At 43.5% G+C, this 23,898-nt stretch carries 22 protein-coding genes and 1 tRNA gene; 15 read left to right on the forward strand and 8 right to left on the reverse strand.

Annotated features, from left to right (window positions below):
* Window positions 1-187: 187 nt before the first annotated feature.
* Complete coding sequence (locus ASUC_RS04905) at window positions 188-754, forward strand: NlpC/P60 family protein (RefSeq protein ID WP_041834742.1); 567 nt, start codon at window positions 188-190, stop codon at window positions 752-754.
* A 124-nt stretch (window positions 755-878) separates the two neighbouring features.
* On the opposite strand, the gene ASUC_RS04910 is transcribed toward ASUC_RS04905, so the two are convergent.
* Entirely contained in the window at window positions 879-1,316 is a 438-nt protein-coding gene (locus ASUC_RS04910; protein ID WP_012072691.1) for a LexA family protein, read from the reverse strand.
* A gap of 252 nt (window positions 1,317-1,568) precedes the next feature.
* On the opposite strand from ASUC_RS04910, the gene sstT reads away from it, so the two are divergent.
* From sstT to ASUC_RS04935, 5 genes are all read left to right on the forward strand, one after another.
* Window positions 1,569-2,813, forward strand: a complete 1,245-nt coding sequence (gene sstT, locus ASUC_RS04915) for a serine/threonine transporter SstT (protein ID WP_012072692.1) — start codon at window positions 1,569-1,571, stop codon at window positions 2,811-2,813.
* 61 nt (window positions 2,814-2,874) lie between these two features.
* A complete protein-coding gene (gene modF / locus ASUC_RS04920) occupies window positions 2,875-4,320 on the forward strand; it encodes a molybdate ABC transporter ATP-binding protein ModF (protein ID WP_012072693.1) in 1,446 nt (481 codons plus the stop codon).
* A gap of 45 nt (window positions 4,321-4,365) precedes the next feature.
* Window positions 4,366-5,283: an SPFH domain-containing protein gene (locus ASUC_RS04925; protein WP_012072694.1), complete on the forward strand. Its 918-nt coding sequence runs from the start codon at window positions 4,366-4,368 to the stop codon at window positions 5,281-5,283.
* A gap of 9 nt (window positions 5,284-5,292) precedes the next feature.
* Window positions 5,293-5,739: an NfeD family protein gene (locus tag ASUC_RS04930; protein WP_012072695.1), complete on the forward strand. Its 447-nt coding sequence runs from the start codon at window positions 5,293-5,295 to the stop codon at window positions 5,737-5,739.
* Between the two features lie 3 nt (window positions 5,740-5,742).
* Window positions 5,743-6,327, forward strand: coding sequence for an NAD(P)H-dependent oxidoreductase (locus ASUC_RS04935; protein WP_012072696.1), 585 nt, complete (start codon window positions 5,743-5,745; stop codon window positions 6,325-6,327).
* Window positions 6,328-6,431: 104 nt separating this feature from the next.
* Here ASUC_RS04935 and ASUC_RS04940 read toward each other — a convergent pair whose 3' ends face one another.
* Window positions 6,432-7,886: a leucyl aminopeptidase gene (locus tag ASUC_RS04940; protein ID WP_012072697.1), complete on the reverse strand. Its 1,455-nt coding sequence runs from the start codon at window positions 7,884-7,886 to the stop codon at window positions 6,432-6,434.
* A 147-nt stretch (window positions 7,887-8,033) separates the two neighbouring features.
* On the opposite strand from ASUC_RS04940, the gene lptF reads away from it, so the two are divergent.
* From lptF to ASUC_RS04955, 3 genes are all read left to right on the forward strand, one after another.
* Window positions 8,034-9,140, forward strand: coding sequence for an LPS export ABC transporter permease LptF (lptF, locus tag ASUC_RS04945; protein WP_012072698.1), 1,107 nt, complete (start codon window positions 8,034-8,036; stop codon window positions 9,138-9,140).
* A 3-nt stretch (window positions 9,141-9,143) separates the two neighbouring features.
* Entirely contained in the window at window positions 9,144-10,208 is a 1,065-nt protein-coding gene (gene lptG / locus ASUC_RS04950) for an LPS export ABC transporter permease LptG (protein ID WP_012072699.1), read from the forward strand.
* A gap of 164 nt (window positions 10,209-10,372) precedes the next feature.
* A tRNA-Leu gene (locus ASUC_RS04955) sits at window positions 10,373-10,459 on the forward strand.
* Between the two features lie 178 nt (window positions 10,460-10,637).
* Here the strand turns inward: ASUC_RS04955 and ASUC_RS04960 are convergent.
* Together ASUC_RS04960 and fumC are read right to left on the reverse strand one after the other, a co-directional pair.
* The gene (locus ASUC_RS04960) at window positions 10,638-11,243 is read right to left on the reverse strand and encodes a hypothetical protein (protein ID WP_012072700.1); all 606 of its coding nucleotides are present in this window, start codon (window positions 11,241-11,243) and stop codon (window positions 10,638-10,640) included.
* Between the two features lie 99 nt (window positions 11,244-11,342).
* Window positions 11,343-12,737 carry a class II fumarate hydratase gene (gene fumC, locus ASUC_RS04965; RefSeq protein WP_012072701.1) on the reverse strand — a complete coding sequence of 465 codons (1,395 nt, stop codon included), beginning with the start codon at window positions 12,735-12,737 and terminating at the stop codon, window positions 11,343-11,345.
* 157 nt (window positions 12,738-12,894) lie between these two features.
* Here fumC and ASUC_RS04970 point away from each other — a divergent pair, with 157 nt between their 5' ends.
* The gene (locus ASUC_RS04970) at window positions 12,895-13,977 is read left to right on the forward strand and encodes a TIGR01620 family protein (protein WP_012072702.1); all 1,083 of its coding nucleotides are present in this window, start codon (window positions 12,895-12,897) and stop codon (window positions 13,975-13,977) included.
* Between the two features lie 74 nt (window positions 13,978-14,051).
* Window positions 14,052-15,026, forward strand: a complete 975-nt coding sequence (locus tag ASUC_RS04975) for a sigma 54-interacting transcriptional regulator (RefSeq protein WP_012072703.1) — start codon at window positions 14,052-14,054, stop codon at window positions 15,024-15,026.
* A 48-nt stretch (window positions 15,027-15,074) separates the two neighbouring features.
* On the opposite strand, the gene fur is transcribed toward ASUC_RS04975, so the two are convergent.
* The 4 genes from fur to ASUC_RS04990 all read right to left on the reverse strand — a co-directional run bounded on the left by fur (window position 15,075) and on the right by ASUC_RS04990 (window position 17,256).
* Window positions 15,075-15,509: a ferric iron uptake transcriptional regulator gene (fur, locus tag ASUC_RS04980; RefSeq protein ID WP_012072704.1), complete on the reverse strand. Its 435-nt coding sequence runs from the start codon at window positions 15,507-15,509 to the stop codon at window positions 15,075-15,077.
* A 9-nt stretch (window positions 15,510-15,518) separates the two neighbouring features.
* Complete coding sequence (fldA, locus tag ASUC_RS04985) at window positions 15,519-16,043, reverse strand: flavodoxin FldA (RefSeq protein WP_012072705.1); 525 nt, start codon at window positions 16,041-16,043, stop codon at window positions 15,519-15,521.
* Between the two features lie 34 nt (window positions 16,044-16,077).
* Window positions 16,078-16,380: a LexA regulated protein gene (gene ybfE / locus ASUC_RS11105; protein WP_012072706.1), complete on the reverse strand. Its 303-nt coding sequence runs from the start codon at window positions 16,378-16,380 to the stop codon at window positions 16,078-16,080.
* Between the two features lie 78 nt (window positions 16,381-16,458).
* A complete protein-coding gene (locus tag ASUC_RS04990) occupies window positions 16,459-17,256 on the reverse strand; it encodes an alpha/beta fold hydrolase (protein WP_012072707.1) in 798 nt (265 codons plus the stop codon).
* A 75-nt stretch (window positions 17,257-17,331) separates the two neighbouring features.
* On the opposite strand from ASUC_RS04990, the gene seqA reads away from it, so the two are divergent.
* From seqA to aroC, 4 genes are read left to right on the forward strand one after another with little or no spacing between them, the layout of a single operon-like run.
* On the forward strand, window positions 17,332-17,970 hold the full coding sequence (seqA, locus tag ASUC_RS04995; protein ID WP_012072708.1) for a replication initiation negative regulator SeqA: 639 nt from the start codon (window positions 17,332-17,334) through the stop codon (window positions 17,968-17,970).
* 14 nt (window positions 17,971-17,984) lie between these two features.
* Window positions 17,985-19,403, forward strand: a complete 1,419-nt coding sequence (menE, locus tag ASUC_RS05000) for an o-succinylbenzoate--CoA ligase (RefSeq protein WP_012072709.1) — start codon at window positions 17,985-17,987, stop codon at window positions 19,401-19,403.
* Window positions 19,394-22,744 carry a mechanosensitive channel MscK gene (mscK, locus tag ASUC_RS05005; RefSeq protein ID WP_012072710.1) on the forward strand — a complete coding sequence of 1,117 codons (3,351 nt, stop codon included), beginning with the start codon at window positions 19,394-19,396 and terminating at the stop codon, window positions 22,742-22,744. The genes menE and mscK overlap by 10 nt, the downstream gene beginning before the upstream one ends.
* Before the next feature lie 12 nt (window positions 22,745-22,756).
* A complete protein-coding gene (gene aroC / locus ASUC_RS05010; protein WP_012072711.1) occupies window positions 22,757-23,839 on the forward strand; it encodes a chorismate synthase in 1,083 nt (360 codons plus the stop codon).
* The last annotated feature ends 59 nt before the right edge of the window (window positions 23,840-23,898 follow it).

Genomic DNA, 23,898 nt, shown 5'->3' on the forward strand with positions numbered 1-23,898 from the left:
TTTTTAAAAAAGTGCGGTTTTTCGTTTGGATTTAAAATGGAAATTGGTTGCTTATTTCTAATTTGATATAAAATGTGATTTATCTCACAAAATATGATAAAAATTACATGGAAACTGGTAATAAACAGGGTTATTTGATACAATGACAAAGTTTTATCCATGTTTATTATATAGCCTTCTTTTTACCATGCTAAAAAAATTATTAGTTATTTGCGGTACATTATTTTTAGTGGCCTGTTCATCGTCTTCGAAATTAAATACGGCAGCTTATCCGTCCGTTGATGAAAGAAATGATGCCGAGCTTAGTTCTTTTATCGGTCAATTAAAAACAAACCGTCCTCATCAATCTATCACTTCTAACCCATTCGGTCATCATTCTTCAACCTTTTCTCCGGCGCAAAGAGGACAAAAATTAGCGCAAGTTTATAATAAGTGGGTAGGTACGCGTTACCGTTTAGGTGGTACGGGACGAGGCGGTATCGATTGTTCGGCATTTATGCAAACGGCATTTGCTACCGCTTTCGGTATGAGCCTGCCTCGTTCGACTTCCGAACAACGTTTTTTAGGACAGCGTATTCAAAAACATCAGCTTAAACAAGGTGATTTAGTTTTTTTCCGTCGTAATAATCATGTGGGTGTGTATATAGGGAATAATAAATTTATGCATGCCAGTTCAAGTCAGGGTGTCACAATCAGTTCGTTGAACGAAAGCTATTGGTCAAGAACTTATACGCAATCCCGCCGGGTTTTATAATATGTAATTTTCAAAATTTATTGAACGTAAATTATGAGTGCGGTTGGAAATAGTTGAATTTTTGACCGCACTTTTACATTTAGGTATCTTCGTTAAATTCGTTCTTGAATTGCAATTTAGTTTGTTATGCAACGAATTTTATCGTATTGCGACGGGGCTTTATTTGATGAATCGTATTGGTTACCACGCCGACAATGTTTAGAGACGTTAAATTATGGGTTTTAATGTTAGTTGATTTCGAGCTGAGTGAAAATAATACAAATTCGCCGTTATTTTGCGTAACGAATTCATAAATCTCCATTTTATTCCCGCTTTCAATTACGACCAGATCGCCGACCGCTAATTCTTCGCTTTTCTCAACTACCAACATATCGCCTTGTTCTATTCCCCATGCCAGCATGTCAGGATTGGTTACACGAATAAAGCAGGTTTGCTGCGGGCGTTTAATGCAGTATAAATTCAGATCCAGTTTTCGACTGTAGTTGGATGTCATTGCATGATCTTCGAAAAACGGTATAGGTTGATATGAAAAATCATTTTGAGCCCGAATCGCATAGTTCATGATGAATCTCCTTAGGGTACTAAAAATAAAACCAGTGTGATTTAATTTACAGTTGTATATTACTGTTTTCTTAAACAGGGTGTCAACAGTATTTTTAGATCTTTTTTAACGGATAAAAATTGAATGGCAGAAAATATTAATTTTTGATTCCCAACGGGGGGATTTTCCGTTATCTTTAGAACGTTTTATCGGATCGCGAGATCATTGTGTTTAACTGGCAGGCAAACGCTTGCATAAATTTTTTGTTTTATTATGAATACTTCACGTTTTATTTCTCTTTTTTTTCACGGCAGTTTGGTGAAGCGTATTATTGTCGGCTTAGTCCTTGGCGTGGTTACCGCATTAATCAGCCCGGATTTGGAACCGGTTTTGGGATTTAATCTTGCTGAAAAAGTCGGCATTTTAGGTTCGTTGTTTGTTAAAGGTCTGCGAGCTGTCGCACCAATCTTAATCTTTGTATTGGTTATTGCAGCGATTGCGAATAAAAAAGTCGGTTCTAAAAGCAATATGAAAGACATTGTAATGCTTTATATTATCGGGACATTCGGTGCCTCTATTGTTGCGGTTTTAGCCAGTTTTTCCTTCCCGATGTATATTCCGCTAACTACTGTGGCGGATTCCTTAACACCACCTAACAGTGTTTCGGAAGTCTTTGTCGTAGTGATTTCCAATATTTTTGCCAATCCGATCGAAGCATTGGCAACCAGTAATTTCATCGGTATTTTGGCTTGGGCGATTGCTCTGGGAATCGCGTTACGCCATGCGGCACAAGCTACAAAAAATGCGGTGAATGATCTTGCCGAAGCCGTATCGAAAATCGTACATTTAGTTATTAGTCTCGCTCCGTTCGGCATCTTCGGTTTAGTCGCGGCAACTCTTGCCGACAAAGGGTTAGGAGCACTTTGGGATTATGCCCACTTATTGTTAGTATTACTGGGTTCTATGCTATTTATGGCGTTGGTAGTTAACCCGTTTATCGTTTATTGGAAAATTCGCCGCAACCCATATCCGTTAGTTTGGAAATGTATCAGTGTGAGCGGTTTAACCGCTTTCTTCACCCGCAGCTCGGCGGCTAACATTCCGGTAAACATCGATCTTGCGGAAGAATTGGGATTAGACGAAGAAACTTACTCCGTTTCTATTCCGTTAGGAGCGACCATTAATATGGCCGGAGCCGCGATTACCGTTACGGTATTGACTTTAGCCGCTGTACAAACATTAGGGATTCCGGTTTCTATTCCTACCGCGATTTTATTGAGTGTAGTGTCTGCCGTATGTGCATGCGGCGCTTCCGGTGTGGCGGGCGGTTCGTTATTATTGATTCCGTTAGCATGTAGCTTATTCGGTATTTCCGGTGATGTAGCGGCACAAGTGATTGCGGTCGGTTTCGTTATCGGCGTCTTACAGGACTCGACGGAGACGGCGTTAAATTCGTCGACCGATGTATTATTTACAGCAGCGGTATGTATGGCGGAAGAGCGTAAAAATAACGCATAATTCTATTTTTTGAAAAAGCGGATGATTCGTTATCCGCTTTTTTTGTATTCGGAGAAATGACATGCTTAATTTCGATAATGCACGATTCAAGTTGTACCAAAACCGTTTCTTGATTTTACCGCACTTTGAGATTTCCGCGCGCGATTATTGGGTCGTGGTGGGCAGTAACGGCAGCGGTAAAACAGCGTTTTCACTGGCGTTGGAAGGCTCGTTGCCACTGTATTCGGGACATTGTGAAAAGGATTTTCAGCATATACATCTGCTTTCCTTTGAAAAACAACAGCAGATTTTAGAACAAACTTTTAAAGATCGAAATAACGACATGGTGAGTCCTGATGATTTCGGAAAAAACGCCCGCCAGATGATTTTAAACGGTTCGGATAAAAACGCCTTGTGCGAAGAATATGCCAAAAGTCTGCACATCGAATCCTTGTTAGAACGTCCGTTTATGCAGCTTTCCACCGGCGAAAGCCGCAAAGTATTGTTAGCACAGGCATTGGTAAGCGAGCCAGACGTGCTGATTTTAGACGAACCGTTTGAAGGTTTGGATCACCAATCGGTAAAGGATTGGATGAGGTTGCTCGATCAGTTGACGGAAAAAATGGCGTTAGTTCTAATAGTCAACCGCTTCGGTGATATTCCGACAGCGGCGAAAAAAATTGCCGTTTTAGAAAATCTGGAGTTAATTTTACAGGGCGAACGGCGGGAAATAGAACAACAAAGTATTTTTCAGCAGTTGGCTTATGCGGAAAATGCAGTGGATGCGGCATTGCCGGAGGCGGCGGCACCGTTACAAAAACTACCGGAAAATCAACCGCACTTTGATTTGCGGAATGTCACGGTTCAGTATGGCGATAATGTTATTTTGGATCGTTTATCATGGCGTGTTGAACCGAACCAGCACTGGTGGATCAAAGGTCCGAACGGCGCAGGGAAATCGACTCTGCTGTCGTTGATTACCGGTGATCACCCTCAAGCGTTCAATAATCATGTGGTGTTGTTCGGACGCCAGCGGGGCAGTGGCGAAACGGTTTGGGATATCAAGTCCAAAATCGGTTATGTCAGTAGCCAGTTGCATATGGATTATCGGGTTAATTGTTCCGTACTGGATGTGATTATTTCAGGCTTTTTTGACAGTATAGGTGTCTATCGGCAGACACCCGACGCATTACGAGTGAAAGCGATGCAGTGGTTAGCCCGGCTGAATTTGAACGCATTGGCGAAGAAACCTTTTCGTTCGTTATCCTGGGGACAACAACGGTTACTGTTGATTACCCGAGCCATGGTAAAACATCCTCCGGTGTTAATTTTGGACGAGCCGTTACAAGGATTGGACGGTGTGAACCGTAAACTGGTGAAAAGTTTTATTGAACAGCTGGTAACCAACAGTAAAACCCAGCTATTGTTCGTTTCTCATCAGGATCAGGATGCACCGAATTGTATCACCCATATGTTTGAATTCGTACCCGATAACGAAAGTTATAAATATGTACAAAGTGCGGTCTGATTTGCTATAGTTTTGTCAGAATTCGGCGATAGAAGGAACTGATTTATGGATATTTTTGATACTTACCCCGTTGCGGCAGTATTTGTCATTTTAGTTTTTGTAGCACTGCTTTCTACCATTAAAGCCGTGCCGCAAGGGTATCATTGGACTATCGAGCGTTTCGGTCGTTATATTAAGACACTCTCTCCCGGTTTGAACTTCGTAGTGCCTTTTGTGGATCGCGTAGGGCGAAAAATCAATATGATGGAGCAGGTGCTGGATATTCCGTCACAGGAAGTCATCTCAAAAGATAATGCCAATGTCTCCATTGATGCGGTGTGTTTCGTGCAAGTCATTGACGCACGCAGTGCCGCATATGAAGTGAACCATTTGGAACAGGCGATTATCAATCTGGTGATGACCAATATCCGTACCGTATTGGGCGGAATGGAATTGGACGAAATGCTTTCGCAACGGGACAGCATTAACGGGCGGTTGCTTTCTATTGTGGACGAAGCGACAAATCCGTGGGGCGTGAAAGTGACCCGTATTGAAATCCGCGACGTACGCCCGCCACGGGAATTAAGCGAAGCCATGAATGCACAGATGAAGGCGGAACGGAATAAACGGGCGGAAATTTTGGAAGCGGAAGGGGTGCGTCAGGCACAAATTTTGCGTGCGGAAGGAGAAAAACAATCCCGTATTCTACGCGCGGAAGGGGAAAAACAGGAAGCGATTTTACAGGCGGAAGCCCGTGAACGTGCGGCTCAGGCGGAAGCTAAAGCGACGCAAATGGTATCGGAAGCCATTGTTAACGGCGATACCAAAGCGATTAATTACTTTATTGCGCAAAAATATACTGAGGCGTTGAAAGATATCGGCGGCGCCAGTAACAGTAAAGTGGTATTAATGCCGCTAGAAGCGGGTAATTTAATCGGTTCCGTAGCCGGTGTCGCAGAATTATTAAAAGGCGATAAAAAATAAGGATACAGGATGGCGTGGCTAACAATTTGGACGGCATGGCACTGGCTGATTTTAGGTTTTGTGCTGTTGATTGCCGAAATCCTTATTCCGGGTATTTTTTTACTTTGGTGGGGCTTGGCGGCAATCGTAGTGGCGGGATTAATGGCGTTCATTACGGCATTGACGTTGCCCGTTCTGGGGATGATATATGCCATACTGGCAACGATCTTCAGCGTTCTATGGTGGAAGTATCAGCATAAACGCGATTTGGCGGATGAAAAGCTTTCCGTGTTGAATCAGCGGAATAATGCCATGCTGGCAAGTCGCGGAGTAGTACAGGATATTGGTGAAAACGGTATTGGTCGTGGTCGCTTCGGTGATACTACATGGCGAATTGAAGGTTCGGAGCTTACTGTCGGCGACACGGTAGAAGTATTGGCGGTGAAAGGTATTACGCTAATTGTGAAAAAGATTTAAATCATGACGACACATTTGATTATTTTTGCCCATCCTAATTCCGATAGTTTTACGCGGGCCATGGCGACACGCGTGGTGGAGGCGACCGTCCGGCAAGGCGTTAAAGCCGTGGTTCGGGATTTATATAACATGAATTTTAATCCTGTTTTATCTTTGGCGGAATTGAAGGGGGATGTTCCGCCTGAAATTTTACAGGAGCAACAATATATTCGTGAAGCGGATTTTATTACGCTCATTTATCCGTTGTGGTGGATGGGATTTCCGGCCGTTCTGAAAGGTTATCTTGATCGGGTTCTCACGCACGGTTTTGCCTATAAAACCGATGAAACAGGTTCGGTGGGATTGCTGAGCGGTAAGAAAATGCAACAATTCATCAACATCGGCAGTAACGTACAAACCTATCAGGAAAACGGTTATGCGCAGGGACTGGATGTTTGTTTGGTGAACGGATTGTTTAATTTCTGCGGAATTACGGATATTCGGCACAGTTTATTCGGCAGTTTGTATGTGATTGATGACGCAGCCCGTAGTGCAATGCTGGATGAGGTGGAGGAGAAAACGCGAAACAGCCTGTCGCAACCGGCATGATAAGATTGAAGCGATGGAAAGTGCGGTGAAAAATACTGTTTTTTTCGACCGCACTTTTGTGAATATTAACGATTATAATCAGGGCGTTTTACGCCCTTTTTTATTTATTGGCACTGGTTGATCAGGAATTGCGTTAGCAGGCTTACCGGACGACCGGTTGCGCCTTTATTCGCGCCTTGCAGCCATGCTGTTCCCGCAATATCCAAATGCGCCCAGCGGTATTGCTTGGTGAAGTTGGATAAAAAAGCACCGGCAGTGATGGCGCCTCCCCAACGTCCGCCGATGTTGGCAAGGTCGGCAAATGGCGATTTCAGCTGTTCCTGATATTCGTCGCTTAACGGTAAACGCCAGGCTTTGTCCTGAGTTTGTTGCGATGCGCGGAACAGTTGTTCGGCAAGTTCGTCATTAGTAGAAATCAAGCCGCTGTTATGCTGACCTAATGCCACTACGCAAGCGCCGGTTAAGGTGGCGACATCGACTACGCATTCCGGTTCGAAACGTTCCACGTAGGTCAGAGTGTCGCATAATACCAAACGCCCTTCCGCATCGGTATTGAGTACTTCAACGGTTAATCCGTTCATGGTGGTTAAAATATCGCCGGGGCGATAAGCATTGCCGTCCGGCAGATTTTCACACCCCGCCATCACTCCGATGACATTCAATGGTAGTTGTAATTCCACTAAAGCGTTCATCACACCGAAAATAGACGCCGCACCGCACATATCGTATTTCATTTCATCCATATCTGCCGAGGGTTTAAGAGAAATACCGCCGGCATCGAAAGTTAACCCTTTTCCCACTAAAACGATAGGTTTTGCATGAGGATCAGGATGGTTTTTGTAGGTCATTACGGAAAGTTGAGCTTCATTTTTTGAACCTTGGGAAACGCCCAAATAAGCATGCATGCCTAATTCTGCCATTTCTTTTTCGCCCAGCACCGCCGTGGTTAAAAGTGCGGTCTGTTTTTCCAGTTTTTTTGCTTGTGCCGCTAAATAATTCGGATTGCATACGTTCGGCGGACAATTTGCAATATCGCGCGCCAGTTTCACGCCTAAGGCAATTGCCGAACCATGCTGAACGGCCAGTTGCGCTTGTTTATCGTCGGCATGGAAAATCACATTCCGGAGTTTGACAGGATCCGCTTTTTTGCTTTTAAATTCATCGAAAATATAACTTTCTGCCGCGATCGTTTCCAACCCGAAGCGAATATTCCAGTAGAGGTCACGTCCGTTAATTTGCACTTCCGTCAATGCGTTGGCAAGAGTTTGAGCGGAAGTCGGTTTTACGGCTTGAAAGGCTTTTTGCGTAATTTGTTTGAATTGGCGTTCATTGATGTCGTTCGGTTTGCCGGCGCCCACCACAATAATACGCTGATTTTGACGGCGAAATGTAGCAATTTCTCCGATTTTTCCTGAAATATCGCCGGATTTTAATAATGCGGATACCTCGCCTTGTCCATCAAATTGTTGTGCGCTTGGTGATAGGCTGCCGTCTTCAAAAACGGCGACTAAAACGGTATCCGTCTGTAAAAGTGCAGTCAAATTTGCTGAGTATTTCATTTTTCTTCCTACTGTTTTTAAACGTGAAAATAAGCTATGATATGCGGTCAAATCCTATCAAGCTTTACGAGAGAAACTGTTCATGGTTGACATACGGTTCGTAGGATTAACGAATTTTCAATAAATTGCAAGCGGAAAAAAGATAACGTGATTTTAACCAGATATTTAACCAGGGAAGTGCTCAAAAGTCAGGCGGCGGTTTTGTTCATTTTGTTATTGATATTTTTTAGCCAGCAACTTGTCCGCGTATTGGGTTCGGCAGCTAACGGGAATGTACCGGCGGATCTTGTTTTTTCTCTGCTCGGATTAGGTATGCCCGCTATGGCGCAACTGATGTTGCCTTTATGCTTGTTTATCGCCATTTTATTAACTTTCGGACGTTTATATGCGGAGAGCGAAATTACCGTGATGCGCGCTTGCGGTGTGGGACAGCGAATTTTGGTGCGGGTGGTTTTACTACTTTCGTTTTTTACTGCCATACTTGCCGCTTATAACGCATTATGGCTGTCTCCTTGGGCAATTCAGAAGCAAACGGAAATCGTTGAAGACGCGAAAGCTAATCCACGTATGGCGGCATTGTCGGCAGGTCAGTTTATGGTGTCGAATAATAACGATTTCGTATTGTTTATCAATAATATCAAAGATAACCAAATCAACGACGTATACCTGTTTCAAACCCGCCAGAAAGGAAATGCCAAACCGTCGGTAGTAACGGCGGAAAAAGGAGAACTTAAATCTTTACCGAACGGCGATCAAATCTTGAGCTTGGCGAACAGTCAGCGGTTTGAAGGGTCTGCCGCATTACCGGATTTCCGAATTACCCGTTTTGACGAATATCAGGCGTATTTAGGCCATCAATCTGCGGGAGCGATAGAGAATGAAGCGGAAGTATTGGATTTTAATACCTTGACCCAATTAAATACCCCGGCGGCGAAAACCGAATTACATTGGCGTTTAACTTTAATTTTAGCCGTTCCGTTAATGGCGTTGATTGCCGTGCCGATGAGCCGTGTAAATCCCCGCCAGGGACGTTTTGCCAAAATGTTGCCGGCATTATTATTGTATTTAATCTATTTTCTGGCACAGAGTTCGTTAAAATCTGCCGGAACGGCGGGAAAATTGGATGCCGGTATTTTTATGCCGTTAGTCAATATAGTATTTCTGTTGCTGGGCATTGTACTCAATAGTTGGGAAAGCGCATTTATGTATAAGATTCGCAGTATGTTTAGTAATCAAGCGGCGGCAGGGAAGTAACGTATGAATACCTTGGAACGTTATATCGGCAAAAGTATTTTAGGCACGATTTTTGCCACCTTGCTGACTTTGGTTGGATTGTCCGCCATCATTAAGTTCGTGGAGCAGTTCCGTTCGGTGGGAAAAGGCACTTACGACAGCTTGCAGGCTGTGCTGTATACGATTTTAACCATACCGAAAGATGTTGAAACCTTTTTCCCGATGGCGGCATTGCTCGGTGCATTGATTGCCTTAGGTAATCTGGCAAGCCGCAGTGAATTAATCGTTATGCAGTCGGCAGGATTTTCTCGTTTGAAAATCGGGATCGCCGTCATGAAGACCGCTATTCCCTTGGTGTTGATTACCATGGTTATCGGTGAGTGGGGAATTCCGCAAACGGAACAGTATGCCCGTGATATGCGTGCAAAAGCGATTTCCGGCGGTTCCTTAATGTCTGTGAAAAACAGTGTATGGGCGAAAGACGGCAATGATTTTATTTTTGTTCGTCAGGTGCGGGAAGATGCGAATCTGAGGGATGTTTACATTTATCATTTTGACAATCGTCAGCTACAGCGTCTCAGCCACGCCAATAGTGCGACTTACGAGAGGGGTAAATGGCAGCTGCATCAGTTGAATGTATCCGATATTCAAGCGGAGCAAATTTTCACTAAAAATTATGTTTCGCAGGAATGGAAAACTTCATTAACGCCGGATAAATTGGGCATTGTATCTTTACGCCCTACTTCGCTTTCCATTTCCGGTTTGTCGGAATATATTGCATTTTTGCACCAAACGGGACAAGACAGCAAAAAGTTCGAACTGACCTATTGGCGGAAATTATTTCAACCTATTTCGGTGGGTGTGATGATGATGCTGGCGCTGTCATTTATTTTCGGCCCGTTGCGTAGTGTTACTGCCGGCGCACGTATTGTCACTGGAATTTGTTTCGGATTTCTGTTTTATGTGATTAATGAAATTTTTGGTCCGCTAAGTTTGGTTTATAATGTGACGCCTATTGTCGGTGCGCTAATGCCGAGTATTCTCTTTCTTGTGATTACCTGGTGGCTGCTCAGCCGTAAACGGGATTAAAAATAATAATAAATTTGACCGCACTTTTGCCGTTATTTGCGAAGTGCGGTCAAAAGTTGGTGAATTTTAAAGCGAATAAATCAAAAATAACAATTTCTGCTTGCAAGCACGATGAATACCCGTATAATGCACAGCACACAAACTGAATGATATTTATCAATGAAGCCTGGGTGGCGAAATTGGTAGACGCAGCGGATTCAAAATCCGCCGCCTTTGCGGGTGTGTCGGTTCGAGTCCGACCCTAGGCACCATTGATAAATACTATTTTAAGGCCGCTGTTAAAGCGGCTTTTTTTATACTGTAAATTTGCAATCAGACAGGATAAAATTTTTTGCTTATGAAAATCGCGCCATGGGCTTAAGATTCGGATAATAAAAAAGAGTCGGTTCAATCGACTCTTTTCTTGTTTAGAGAATATATCAAATAAGCTTAAATTTCCGGAATCCGTTTTTGCCGTAGTTCATAAGTAGGCGGAATTTGCGGATTGGCATCGTCTTCGGTCATCGGCACCTTGGGGGGAACTTTATGGCGAATGCCTGTAGCGTTGGATTTTTCTTTACCCGTAAGCTGATCTTTTAATGCCGCAAAGTTTGTTTTTCCTGACAACCAAATATTAATAAAAGCTTGATTGAAAGCTTGATCAAACTGTTGTTCCAATACTTGATCATTTACAACGAAATAACCCGTATCCGGCAAAGCAATGTAATTCAAGCGATCATTAGGCGATAAATCAGGCAATGTGTTCTGTAATCGAGCAAGCCAGGTTTCAGATTGTTTGGGATCGACATCGAGAGCTGCCATTTCCTTGATCATAATAATGGAAAAGTTTTTGCCTTCCACCGGTTTGCCGAAGTCGAACGAGAGCATAAGCGGGGTTTGGTTTTCTTTATACTGACCGTCTTCGGTGAATACTGATATAGTATAAACGTGGAACGGACCCCAGTTATAATCTGCTTTTCCCACTTGCAGCCAATTCGCCGAAAGTGCGGTGGGAATTAAGCATAAAATGGCAATAAAAAGTGATTTCAATTTCATAAAGAATCCAAGATAAACGAATTGGCAAAATTATACCAACTCTAGCCAGAAAAAAAAGGCGACTTCTGTCGCCTTTCAATTTTTATTCATATCTGCCGCTTATTTTAAGCTGCCAACCATATCTTCCGGACGAACCCATTTATCGAAATCTTCGGCGGACACTAAACCTAAGTTGATAGCCTCTTCACGTAATGTTGTACCGTTTTTGTGCGCAGTTTTCGCAATTTTCGCCGCATTTTCATAACCGATATGAGTATTTAATGCGGTCACTAACATTAATGAACTTTCAAGTAAGTGTTGAATGCGCGGCGTATTTGGTTTAATGCCGCTTGCACAGTGCTCGTCGAAAGAAATGCAAACATCTGCGATTAATTGAGCGGATTGCAGGAAATTTGCCGCCATAACCGGTTTGAATACGTTCAATTCGAAATGACCTTGCGAACCGGCAAATGAAATAGTGGTATCGTTACCTAATACTTGTGCGGCAACCATTGTCATCGCTTCGCATTGGGTCGGATTAACTTTACCCGGCATGATGGATGAACCCGGTTCGTTTTCAGGAATTAAAATTTCACCGATACCAGAACGAGGACCTGAAGCCAATAAACGGATATCATTTGCAATTTTGAATAAGGACATCGCAACTTGTTTTAATGCGCCGTGAGTTTCAACGATAGCGTCATGTGTTGCTAATGCTTCAAATTTGTTTTCGGCGGTAATAAACGGCAAGCCGGTGAATTTGGCGATATATTCCGCTACTTTTACATCATAGCCTTTAGGTGTATTTAAACCGGTACCCACTGCCGTACCGCCTAATGCCAGTTGGCGTAAATGCGGTAAGGTATTTTTGATTGCCGCTAAACCGAAACTTAATTGTGCAGCATAACCGCTGAATTCCTGACCCAATGTCAACGGGGTGGCATCCATTAAGTGCGTACGGCCGATTTTCACCACATCTTTGAATTCTTCGGATTTCGCCGCTAAGGTTTTTTGTAAACGTTCGATGGCCGGAATCGTTGCTTCAACCACTTTCTTATATGTGGCAATGTGCATTGCTGTCGGATAAGTATCGTTTGAAGATTGAGATTTGTTTACATCGTCGTTTGGATGAATAATAGATTTTTCACCTAATTTACCACCGTTAATCACATGTGCGCGGTTAGCGATAACTTCGTTCAGATTCATATTGGATTGTGTACCCGAACCGGTTTGCCAGATAACTAACGGGAATTGATCATCTAATTTACGAGCCAGAATTTCATCGCAGGCTTGTGCGATCAAATCGCGTTTTTCAGCCGGCAATACGCCTAAATCCGCGTTGGCATAAGCGGCCGCTTTTTTCAAATAACCGAATGCTTCAATAATTTCGTGTGGCATTGACGCTGCAGGTCCGATTTTAAAGTTATTGCGTGAACGTTCCGTTTGTGCGGCCCAATATTTATCCGCAGGAACTTGAACCTCGCCCATAGTGTCTTTTTCAATACGAAATGTCATAATAATCACCTATCTATTATTGGATTAAAGTAAAATATACGTCGATTCTAACACTTCGGAGTTAGGTCGGATAGGACGAATTACAGTTTTTGTGATTTAGATCATTAAATCGGTATACGGGTAATTTTTGCTGAAATCACAAAAACAGGAGAAAAAAATGAACGATAAACGGGTATTCAATCATGTAGAAAATAACGCCGGTAATGAAGAAGAGGTTTTTCGGGTAAAGCGTGAGTTTTCCGAAACGGCAGAAATTATCCCGGATTTGACCGCACTTGACGATGAACGCGAGGAAAAGCAGGCATTGGAGGGCGAATTGCTGGCTTCACAGTTCGAACAGGCGGTGCGACCTCGGTTTCGGTGGTGGAAACGCGCGGTAATTGCCGTTGCAGTATTGTTTTTAGGGGCGACGGTCGCACAGTCGGTACAGTGGTTAATCGATACTTGGCAGGCTAATCAATGGATTTATTTTGCTTTCGCCGTAGTCGGTTGTTCGGTTGTCGGGCTAGGTTTGTCGGCTTTGGGCAGAGAATTTCTACGTTTGCGTAAATTGCGGCAACATTTGGCATTACGGGCTGAAAGTGCGGTCGAATTTAAAGACGATTTTGAGATAGATAAAGCTAAAAAATTATGCGGGGAAATTACATCTTCGTTAGGGATGGATGCGCAACACCCCACTGTTATACAGTGGCAAAAACAATTGAATGATGGCTTGACGGCTCGGGAAGTGGGCGAACTTTTCAGTAAGAATGTGTTGTATCCGATTGATAACAAAGCCAAAAAATTGATTACTCAAAGTGCGGTTGAAAACGGCATTGTTGTAGCAATCAGCCCGCTGGCTATTGTGGATATGTTGTTTTTGGCCTGGCGTAATACACGTTTGATTAATCGCATCGCCAATATTTACGGTATTGAATTAGGTTATTGGAGTCGTTTACGTTTAATGCGTATGGTGTTCATCAATATGGCATTTACCGGTGCGACGGAGCTGGTGCAGGATATAGGTTTGGATTGGTTATCACAGGATATTACCGCTAAGCTTTCCGGTCGAATCGGGCAAGGGTTGGGAGTGGGTTTATTGACGGCACGACTAGGGATTAAAACTATGGAATTTTGCCGTCCGCTGACATTCAATAAGGATGAAAAACCCCGTTTAAGTCATATTCACCGGGAATTACTGACTAGTCTGAAAAGCGTGGTATTGAGATCCGATAAATCCCGAAAAAAGCAAAACGTGTAAAGATAAGTTGACGTATTGCTTTTACGTTTTTATTTTTTTCGGTATGATACAGAATAAATTTATCGCAGAACGAAATGACTGAAAATAGGATACGCACATTGGCAACTGAAATAAGTTTTAATGATTTCATTACAGAAAGTCCGCAAATGAAGGCGGTAGTCGAACAAGCGAAAAAATTTGCATTGCTTGATGCGCCCCTATTAATTCAAGGCGAAACGGGAACCGGAAAAGATTTATTGGCGAAAGCCTGTCATCAGCACAGCGAACGTCGTCATAATAAGTTTATTGCGGTGAATTGTGCCGGTTTGCCAGGTGAAGACGCGGAAAGCGAAATGTTCGGTCAGGCGAAAGGAGATAAAACAACTCAGGGCTTTTTTGAATATGCGAATGGCGGAACGGTGTTATTGGACAGTATTGCCGAGCTTTCTTTATCATTACAGGCGAAATTATTGCGCTTTCTGAACGACGGCACTTTTCGTCGGGTGGGAGAAGAGCGGGAACATTATGCGGATGTACGGGTGATTTGCACCTCACAAGTTCCTTTAGTCCGATATGTGGAACAGGGTAAGGTACGTAAGGATTTGTTTCACCGGTTAAATGTCCTCAGTCTTGAATTGCCGACACTGCATGACCGGCAGGAAGATATTGAACCGTTAACGAATTGGTTTGTCACGCAAATTAGTCAAAATCTGGATATTTCCCGACCGCACTTTGATCAGGCATTTATTGATTATTTAAGGAATTATCAATGGCAGGGCAATGTGCGGGAGCTCCACAATGTTTTGTATCGCGCCTGTTCGTTGGCGGAAAATAATCAGCTTACTGTTATGGGGCTGAATTTGTCGTCGGGTAACAATCTTATTGAGAATGAATTTTTGCTTGAACGGTTCGATAATCTATCGTTAGAGCAAATTATGGCGGATTTTGAAAGCCGGCTGCTACGTAAATTCTACGCGCAGTATCCGAGCACCCGTAAAATGGCTGCACGGTTAGGTATATCCCATACGGCGATAGCCAACAAATTGAAACAATACGGAATCGGTAAATAAAATCAAAAAACCGTTGAAATCAAATTCAACGGTTTTTTGTTTCTCTGGTTATTTATCTTTATCGCAATGTTCGATATCGGCGCATTTTCCGTACAGATATAAACTGTGAGATTCTAACCGAATACCGTGTTCTTTGCTGACTTCTTTCTGACGTTCTTCAATAACTTTATCGTTAAATTCGAAAACTTTACCGCAGTCCACACAAATTATATGGTCGTGATGTTCCAACGGTGCCAGCTCAAAAACGGATTTGTTGCCTTCAAAATTATGGCGGGCAAGAATATGCGCTTCATCAAATTGATTAAGTACGCGGTAAACCGTTGCCAGACCGATTTCTTCCCCTTGTTCCAACAAAAGTTTATACACGTCTTCCGCTGAAAAATGCTGCATTTTATGCGCTTGCATTAACGCTAAAATGGTGAGGCGTGGTTCGGTAATTTTTAATCCCGCTTTTTTTAATAATTTAATGTTTTCTTCCGACATAATTGCTCCTTAAGCAAGTTCTGCTAAGCACATCTCGTCATAAATTTGTTTTACCCAATTTTCTACGCGAGCCGAAGTCAGTTCAGGTTGACGATCTTCGTCAATGCATAAGCCGACGAAGGTATTGTCGTCAATTAGTGCGCGGGAGGCATCAAAGGTATAACCCTCCGTTGAGGTATTACCCACAATAATCGCACCGCGTGTTTCAACAATATCGCGAATAGTACCCATGGCGTCGCAGAAATACTCCGAATAATCCTCTTGGTCTCCACAACCGAAAATAGCCACCAGTTTGTCCGTGAAATCAATTTCTTCCAGGGTCGGGAAGAAATCATCCCAGTCACATTGAGCTTCCCCGTAATACCAAGTCGGAATACCGAATAATAAGAAATCGTAAGCTTCGATATCTTCTTTCGTGCTTTTGGCGATATCGCGGATATCCACTAATTCGCTGCCTAATTGTTTTTGGATCATTTTAGCAATATTTTCCGTATTGCCCGTATCGCTGCCGTAAAATAAACCAACAATAGCCATTCTGTTTACCTATTTATTCTTGTTTTCTTGCTTATTAAAGTAATTTTGTAAAATGTTTTCGATTAATTCCGCCCGGCAAATGTCGAGCGTTGACGCCAATTCTTCTAATTGTCGAACTAACGAGACGTGTAATTTTAATTCTACACGTTTTTAACCCGCTTGATTTATCCCGACGGAGTTGATTCCGTTTATTAATCCGGATTTGTTGTTCCCGACTCAGCGGATTACTTCTGGGGCGTCCGACTCGGCGTTCATCCGCGAATAGATCAAGCGTAATGCAATCTGCGCTTTGTTTTGCCATGTGTAAATTTGCTGATTTGTTAAAAATCATTCTCATGTTGAGAATGATTTCTACTGTAAGGAATTCTCATGGACTATAGCATAATTCCCCGGGGATTTAAACTATAATCCCCGATTAATTTGATTGGATAAATCTTGTGATTGCGCGGGCGACAAGTTCAGGCTTTTCCGCATGCACCCAATGGTGTGCGCCCGCAATAGTAAATGATGTCGCCTGCGGGAATTGGGCCAGAATCGTTTCGCCGTATTGCGGCAAAATATAGTCGGATTGTCCGCCCTTGATAAACAGCACGGGGCGAGTGTAACGCACCTTTTCCCAACCCATGATTTGTGCATAGTGAGTATAAAGTGCGGTTAAATTGAAGCGCGTTTTTTGCGGCGCGGCCGCATCAAAAGATTTCAGTAAAAATTGAATGGTATCTTCGGAATTCAGATAATTCGCAAGCACGTTTTTTGCCTGTTGACGAGTTTCGACATTTGCCGTTTTCAATGCAAATAATGCCTGAAATTCCTGCGCATGCGCATTATCGTTGTGCAAGATATTATAATCAACCGGCGCAATATCGATTATCACCGCTTTTGCAATTAAATCGGGACGTTGCGCCGCCGCCGTCATGGCGGTTTTTCCTCCCATGGAATGTCCTATCAGAACGGCATCAGAAATGTTTAAATCCTCCAATAGCCGGATTACATCCGTTGCCATTGCTGCGTAATTCATTTCGTCGGCATGAAAACTGCGCCCGTGATTACGTAGATCCGCGCGCAAAATAGAATGATCTTCCGCAAAGATTTTGGCAACGACGCCGAGGTTGTTCATGTCGCCGAATAACCCGTGCAGGAAAACTAAAACGGGGTTATGGGGGTGATTGGTAGCGGGTTGAAATTGATAATTAAGTTGTCGTTTGGTCGCCATTTTTTTTGATAGAGAATTTGTCAATAAAACGTTATAATGCGGAAAATTTGTTTCTAATTCAAGTCAGAGCTAAAAATGAAGATTATTGAAGTTGACGAAGAACTCTACCAATTTATCGCAAGCCACACGCAATCTATCGGCGAAAGCGCCTCGGATATTTTGCGCCGGTTACTGAATTTACCCACTTCCAGTGTAAGTTCGGTTGCATTGGAAACGGTTGCCGTCGAATCTGCCGAAGCGGCGAATCCTGAAACGCCAAGCGCGGTGAAAAATGATTTCGTTTTAGAGCCGGTAGCGGAGAAATCTTCGCTTGAAAAAACGGTTAAAAAACAGCCTGAGCAGGTTATTTGCCATATCGTCAACAAAGTGCGACAAGTAATTGAATCCGAAGCTTTTCAGCATGAAACTAAAGCGGTAGTGAGATTTTTGGCTATTTTGACTGCACTTTACCGTACCAATCCCGAAGGTTTTTCACTGGCGATTGAAAGCGAACAGGTACAGGGGCGTACGCGGGTTTATTTTGCCCGGGATGAAGCCACGTTATTAGCGGCGGGTACGCATACCAAACCGAAACAGATTCCGGACACGCCGTATTGGGTTATCACCAATAATAACAGCGGACGCAAAATGATTATGCTGGAAGGCGTAATGCACGGTATGCAATTGCCCGATGAGCTGATCGAAGATATCCGCGGTTACTTTATTGTGAATTGATTTCTTATATTTTTATGACCACACATCCGTTTCCTTGGCAAATTAATGCCGGGTCGAGCCATAAACATAACATCGCCTTGCGGGATTTTTCGCAGGGCGAAGTTTTTACTTGGACACAATTGACGGAGAAAATTGCTTCGACGGCTGAAATGTTGGTGGCGCAAGGCGTTAGGACTCAGTCCGGTGTTGCGTTATGCGGTAAAAACGGTTTTGCCCTGCTGTGTTGCTATTTGGCGGGATTACAACTGAATGCGCGGGTTTTAGTCTTAAACCCGGCATTTTGCCATGAAAAACGGACCGCACTTTGCCGACAAAATGCGATTGATCTGATGATTGATTTTACGCAATCGAAATCGGTTTTCATCAAATCCGAAAACGAGAATGTTGCCGAATGCGAGTGTATTGATTCTGTATTGCCGGCTTGCACTATGACACTGACTTCCGGTTCCGCGGGTATGCCTAAAGCGGTGTTGCATTCGGTACGAAATCATTTGGATAATGCGCGGGGGGTTTGTGAATTAATGCACTTTTCCCGTGATTCGTCGTGGTTGCTTTCTTTGCCGCTATACCATGTATCGGGACAGGGAATCGTATGGCGTTGGTTATTGCAAGGTGCGGAGTTACAGTTGCCGGCTGAAGATTTTTATCACGGCGTCATAACGGCAAGTCATGCCTCGTTAGTACCGACGCAGGCGCAGCGTTTGCTGCAATATTTGGCGGAACGTACTTCGTACGGCGTGAAAAGTGCGGTCAACATTCGGCATATTTTATTGGGCGGATCGCATATTACGAAAAAAATTTCCGAAAATTTGACCGCACTTGGGATTCGAACCTATGTGGGATATGGTATGACGGAAATGGCGTCCACTGTGTTTGCTAAAGAATATGACGGTAAAGCCGGTGTCGGTCGGCCTTTACGCGGACGTGAATTTCAGCTGGTGAATGAAGAAATCCAATTACGCGGTGCCGGATTGGGGTTAGGGTATTGGTTAAAGGGTAAACCCGTTCCGTTGACCAATTCCGCCGGCTGGCTGCAAACTAAAGATAAAGGCGTCTGGGACGGTGAAAATTTGCAGGTTTTAGGACGCTTGGATAATATGTTTATTTCCGGCGGCGAAAACATTCAACCGGAAGAAATCGAACGGATTCTGCAACGCCATGATCAGGTTGAAGTGGCCTTTGTTTTACCGATTGACGATGAGGAATTCGGGCAGCGCCCCGTAGCCATGGTGCAATTTAAATCCTGTTTTAGCAAAAGTGCGGTCAAAAATTTACAGGTTTGGCTGGCCGACAAATTAGAGAAATTCAAACGGCCGGTGCGGTATTTTCCGCTTGATACGGCAACGCTGGCGCAACAGGGTAATATTAAACTGTCACGTGTGCGGTTAAAACAAGAGTTAAATAAGATATTAGGAATAAAATCATGCGATTAATTATTTGGACACGACGTGTTGCAACTCAATTATTATTGAGTGTTTTATTGATTGCTGTATTGCCGCAGGCGGCATATTCCGCTTTGCCTTCGGCACGTGAGATTGAAAATCAGCTGGAAAAGGCAAAACAGGCGGAGCAAACTGACGAGGTCAGTAAAAACCTGGTTAAAGATTTAGAGGCGACTCAGCGTTTTATTTCGGATATTGCCAAACAGAAAGAGCAAAATGCCAAATTGGTGAAAAGTATTGAAAATGCGGATAAGGGTATTGCTACCTCACAGACTAACATCGCCAAATTAAAAGCGGATAAACTGCCGACCGTTACGGAGTTGAGCAAATATTCGTTAAAGGAATTACAACAAAAACTGGAACAAAAACAAATTGCATTGCAACGCGTGCAGGAGGCCTTGGCTCAGGTAAATACCGATTTGGTTTCCCAACGTTCCTCCCCGGAACGCGCTCAGAAGATTTTAACGGAAAATGCTAAACGGACACAGGCGATTAATCAGGTATTAATTGACGATAATCTGGCAAAATCCAGAAAAATGCGTCTTGAAGCGGAACAGGCATTACTCGATCTGCAAAACAGTTATAACCAGACATTGTTGCAGGGAACGACACGTTTGACGTCGCTTTATTCTCTAATCGTCGAAGAGCGGACATTACAGCAACAACAGCTGCAGAGCGAATTAAATACTCTGCAATCGGCGATTAACGAAAAAAATCTGCAACTTTCCAGAGAACAAGTCGAACAGGCTACGCAAAATCAGGAAAAAAATGCGGAAGCCAATGCCAATCCCGTAGTGGCGGCGCAGTTGAATTTTAATACACAAATCAGTAAAGGTATTCTGGAAGAAACCGCACAAATGAACAGTTTGTCGCAGGACAATCTGCGCATTAAAAATGTACTGGACAATTTACAGCAGACCCAACGTAATATCGAGGAACAGATTAGTTCTCTGCAAGGTACCTTGGTACTTTCCCGCATCATTAATAAACAACGTCAATCTCTGCCTCAGGATAAAATGATTTCAGGGTTAGGAAAACGTATTGCGGATTTGCGGGTAAAGATTTTCGATATTACCGAATTTCGCGATAAACTTTATGATACGGACGAGTATATTAAAGACTTGGAACAGACGGAAAAAATTTCGTTTTCGGCTAAAGATCGGGCTCAATTGATTGATTTGGTTGAGGAACGCCGTAAATTGCTGGCGGATTACTTAAGTTTATTGAATAACCAATTGAATTTGTCGATTAATATTGAATTGAACCAACAACAAGTTCAATCAATCAGCGATTCGTTGCAGAATAAGCTACAACAGCAAAGTTTTTGGGTTAAAAGTAATTCGGTAATGGATTTGGATTGGTTTAAATCCTTTCCTGTGAGCATGAATTTTCAACGTCGGGCATTAAAGAAAAATTTTGACTTTTCCAATTGGAAAGAAAATCTGTTGCCTGCTTTAGGTATGAGCGGTTTGTTACTGATTCTGACTACACTTATTCGCCGTAAAAAAGAAAATATTAAAAAGCGTTTAAGTAAACTGAATCAGCAAATTAATATTTATGCTACGGATACCCAATGGCATACGCCGAAAGCTATTTTCTGGGTGGCTATATTAAGTCTGCCGAGTACTTTCCTGTTTTTAGCCGGCTTTATTTTGGTAACGGGAATTTGCTTTAAAGATCCTGCAACGGTTTGGTCTTGGGGGATGAAAATGGCGGCATATTGGTGGAGCTTTGTTTTTATGTTGGGTATGTTGCGCCCGAACGGTATCGGACACTACCATTTTAATATGCCGAAAGAAAGCAATGAGGCGTTCCGTAATATGCTGAAACGCTCGGCGTGGATCATTGCGTTGTTGTTGAACGTATCGATTTTCAGCCATATTGATTTAGGTTTAAGCTATGACGTGATCGGTCAGGCATCAATGATTATAGTGTTGATTACTGTGGTATTGATTATGGTACCCCGTTTCCGTGAGGCAATGTCGAGTTATCAGAAATCAGCAAAAGAACAAACGGTAACGAGTCAATATTTTCTACCCATATTGCGTGTCGTGTTGCTACTGGCCCCGTTTGTGCTGATTGGCTTAACAGTTATGGGGTACTACTATACGGCGATTGTTTTGATCGAACATGCCATTTCCTCTTATTTCGTGGTAATGACATGGTGGCTGATTCGTAACTTGGCCTATCGCGGTTTTGCGGTAGCGGCACGTCGTATGGCGTATCGTCGTGCGAAAGAAAAACGGGAGCAATTACAGGCTAAGGCGATTGCGGAAGCTAACAGTTCTCTTAGTCCGGATATGCAGGAAATCCAGTATGATGACAGTATTGCCATCAGTGAAATTAGGGCTCAGATGTTACGGGTGGCGGATTTCTTTCTTTGGATTGCCTTATTCGCCATGTTCTATTGGGCGTGGTGGGATTTGGTCACAGTAGCTTATTACCTGGACAGTATTTCTCTTTGGCAGCAAACGACAGTGGGTGAGAACGGCACGGTAACGGAATCTATCACATTGCTGAATCTATTTATCGCCATTGCCATTATTGTAGTGACTTATGTATTGGTACGGAATATTTCCGGGTTACTGGAAACTTTGATTTTTTCTCACACTAAGTTGTCTCAAGGCACGCCTTATACCATTACAACCTTATTTACCTATGCCATTATCGCATTCGGTGCAACTTTTGCTTTCGGAGCATTAGGGATGTCGTGGAGTAAATTGCAATGGCTGTTTGCCGCACTTTCCGTCGGGTTAGGGTTCGGTATGCAGGAGATTTTTGCAAATTTTGTTTCCGGTATCATTATTTTATTTGAACGACCGGTTCGAATCGGCGATATTATTACCTTAGGCGAATTCAGCGGAACCGTATCGAAGATCCGAATTCGGGCCACGACATTGGTGGATTTTGACGGTAAAGAAGTGATTGTACCGAACAAATCTTTTGTAACGGAACGATTGGTGAACTGGGCATTGTCTGATACAGTGACACGCGTTATCGCCCACGTCGGAGTCGCATACGGCGCCGATTTGGAATTAACCAAAAAATTATTGTTACAGGCTGCCGACGATTGCGAATTAGTAATGAAAGATCCTGCACCGGTCGTTTATTTCCTGAATTTTGGCGCCAGTACCTTGGATCATGAGTTGCGCGTTTATGTCGGTCATGTGGGTGATCGAAATCCGACTTTGGATTATCTCAACCGTCGGATTAATCAGTTATTGGCGGAAAATAATATCGAAATCGCGTTCAATCAATTAGATATTTTTATTAAGAACCCGACTACCAACGAAGAAGTGAAAGTCGGTGAAACGGTAGAATTTAAAAAATAAAAGGAACCATTCATGGCAGGAAACAGTATCGGACAGTTGTTTCGAGTGACGACATTCGGCGAATCCCACGGCATTGCTTTAGGCTGTATTGTGGACGGTGTGCCGCCGAATATGGCGCTTAGCGAAGCGGATATTCAACCTGATCTCGATCGTCGAAAACCGGGAACCTCCCGTTATACGACTGCGCGTCGGGAAGCGGATGAAATACAGATTTTATCCGGCGTATTTGAAGGAAAAACCACCGGTACCAGCATCGGGTTAATCATTAAGAATGCGGATCAGCGTTCAAAAGATTACGGCGATATTATGGATAAATTCCGTCCCGGTCATGCGGATTATACCTACCAGCAAAAATACGGCATTCGCGATTATCGCGGCGGCGGACGTTCTTCCGCACGGGAAACGGCTATGCGTGTAGCGGCGGGAGCAATTGCCAAAAAATATCTGCGCGAACGGTTCGGCATTGAAATCCGGGGTTATTTGTCGCAAATCGGGGAGGTGAAAATTGATCCTCAAACCGTAGCGGATGTGACTAAAATCAACTGGCAACAAGTGGCTGATAATCCGTTCTTCTGTCCGGATAAAAGTGCGGTGGAAAAATTCGACGAATTAATCCGCAAATTGAAAAAAGAAGGCAATTCTATCGGTGCGAAGTTAACCGTAGTGGCAGAAAATGTGCCGGTAGGTCTGGGCGAACCGGTATTTGATCGTTTAGATGCGGAATTGGCGCATGCATTAATGGGCATTAATGCGGTGAAAGCCGTGGAAATCGGTGACGGTTTCGATGTAGTGGCGCAAAAGGGTACGGAACACCGCGATGAAATGACACCGGCGGGATTTCTGTCGAATCATGCGGGTGGTATTTTAGGCGGCATCAGCAACGGTCAGCCGATCATCGCCACCATTGCGTTGAAGCCGACTTCAAGCATTACGATTCCCGGACGTACAGTGGATATAAATAATAAACCGGTAGAATTGATTACCAAAGGACGCCACGATCCCTGCGTAGGCATTCGCGCCGTACCTATTGCGGAAGCGATGGTAGCGATTATTCTGTTGGATCACTTATTACGCTTTAAAGCGCAGTGTAAATAAAAGTGCGGTCGGTTTTACGACGGTTTTAGTCGATTAAAGATGGAGGCGCGCTCCTCAAC

The organism is Actinobacillus succinogenes 130Z (genome assembly GCF_000017245.1).
GTDB classification, from domain to species: Bacteria; Pseudomonadota; Gammaproteobacteria; order Enterobacterales; family Pasteurellaceae; genus Exercitatus; species Exercitatus succinogenes.